This window comes from Acidovorax sp. KPB24-03 (assembly GCF_057546605.1).
Genome location: NZ_BAAJYR010000557.1, coordinates 1 through 1841, shown reverse-complemented (window position 1 = coordinate 1841; position 1841 = coordinate 1). Strand labels below are relative to the sequence as shown.

Below are 1841 nucleotides of genomic sequence, written 5' to 3'. Positions count from 1 at the left end.
CTGCAGATGCTGGGCGAGGCCCTCATCGACACGCACGGCGTGGACGGCAACGCGGCGGGCCTGGGCCTGCTGCCGCTGGTGACGGCCTTCGAGCCCGCCAAGACCGTGCGCCATACCCGCACCGCGTTCGGCGCCGCGCAGGGCGCCTGGCAGGCGTTGGCCGGCACGGCGGTGCAGGGCTACGAGATCCACCATGGCCAGACCGCGCAGCACCCGGCGATGGCCGCGGCGGGCGAGGTGGCGCATGCCGCGATCCCGGGCCTGGCATGGCAGAACGCGCGCGGCAACGTGCTGGGGCTGTACCTGCACGGCCTGTTCGAGGACGCGGGCATCCTGCGCGCGCTCTTCGGGGCCGACGCACCCACGCTCGATGCGGTGTTCGACCGGCTGGCGAGCGGGGTGGATGAATGGTTCGACGAGGAATGGAAACGCCGCGTCTTGCAGTAGGGACGGATGGAAAAAAGCCCGCACGGGGCGGGCTGGGACTTTTTATGGCTGGGTGTCGACGTTCAGCGCAAGTAATGGCCGTAGTCGTACTGGCCTGCCGGAAAAACGGTCGTGACTTCGAACTCCGCCGGGTTGTAACTTTGCGAACTTGGGCCCGCCTGGCTGTAGCTGGGCTGCTCTTCGTCCGAATCGTCGGCAACCATCCGTGCCGCCACTTCGGCGCGATGCTGGTCGACGAGGCTGTTGAGACTTGTCAGCTTCTCCCGTACATCGTCAGGTCCGATGAAACCGCGATTCTGAACCAGATAGTTGTTAATTCTCTGGTTGAGTTGTTCGCAGGATCTGACGACGCTTTTCATGCCTTCGTGGTCCGGGTAATGCACGGCATGTTCCAGCAGATTTGCAATCGTCTCCTGCTGCTGGCGCAAGGTCTGTGCCGTGGATCGGATCGCGGCGTGTCCGGACTGCAACGGCGAGCGGGGCGCTATAGACCCACCCGCGCCGGCAGACCGCCGGCTGGGGCCAGCGTAGGGAGAGCCCTGTGGCATCGGAGAACGGTTACCCGGTGTTTGAGCGGGTGTATTGGTCGCCCTCGTATGCACGGGGCTAGAGTTGCGTGAGGTGGAGTTGATGCATCCCATTGGATCACTTGAAAAGAGTTGGACAGACCCGAATGTTGATATTCTTTCCATTCGTCGGAATTTCCACTGCGTAGGATCTGGCGATTTTGCGAAGCAATTCGGGTAACTGATCGCATCTTCACCAGGGCAGCCCGGTGCAGGTCGTTCGCCCCGATGCAACCGTGCTGCGATGACCGCTTCGCGCGCCTTGATTGAATCTGTCCGAGCCGTCGCTATCCACTTGCCCCTGATTTATGAGCAACACCGCTGATCTTCCATCCGTTGAAGCCCTGTCCGACGAGGCGTTCGCTGCCTGCCTGCAGCACCTGCTGGACCACAAGACCAAGCCGCTGGGCGCCCTGGGCCGGCTGGAGTCGCTGGCGCTGCGCATCGGTCGCATCCTGGGCACCGAGGCGCCCGAGCTGCGCCAGCCGCAGATGCTGGTGTGCGCGGCCGACCATGGCCTGGCGGCACGCGGCGTATCGGCCTTTCCGAGCGATGTGACCTGGCAGATGGTGGAGAACTTCCTGGCCGGCGGCGCGGCGGTGAGCGTGCTGGCGCGCCAGCACGGGCTGGACCTGACCGTGGTCGACTGCGGCGTGGCGCGCACCATCGCTCCGCGCGACAGCGCACCGGGGCAGCCGCGCCTGCTCAGCCACTGCCGCGTGGCGGCCGGCACGGCCGATGCGTCGGTGGGCCCGGCGATGACCGCGGACCAATGCGCCCAGGCCATCGCCCATGGCGGTGCCATCGTGCGCCGTTTGCCGGGCAATG

Annotated in this window: 2 protein-coding genes and 1 pseudogene; 2 read left to right on the top strand and 1 reads right to left on the bottom strand. The window is 65.7% G+C overall.

The window, feature by feature from the left end:
• Positions 1–447: pseudogene (locus AC27KI_RS23905) on the top strand (cobyric acid synthase); the annotation flags it as partial.
• Between the two features lie 62 nt (positions 448–509).
• Here the strand turns inward: AC27KI_RS23905 and AC27KI_RS23900 are convergent.
• Positions 510–875: a hypothetical protein gene (locus AC27KI_RS23900; RefSeq protein WP_487116219.1), complete on the bottom strand. Its 366-nt coding sequence runs from the start codon at positions 873–875 to the stop codon at positions 510–512.
• 446 nt (positions 876–1321) lie between these two features.
• Here AC27KI_RS23900 and AC27KI_RS23895 point away from each other — a divergent pair.
• On the top strand, positions 1322–1841 hold a 520-nt coding region (locus AC27KI_RS23895; protein WP_487116217.1), incomplete at its 3' end, for a nicotinate-nucleotide--dimethylbenzimidazole phosphoribosyltransferase.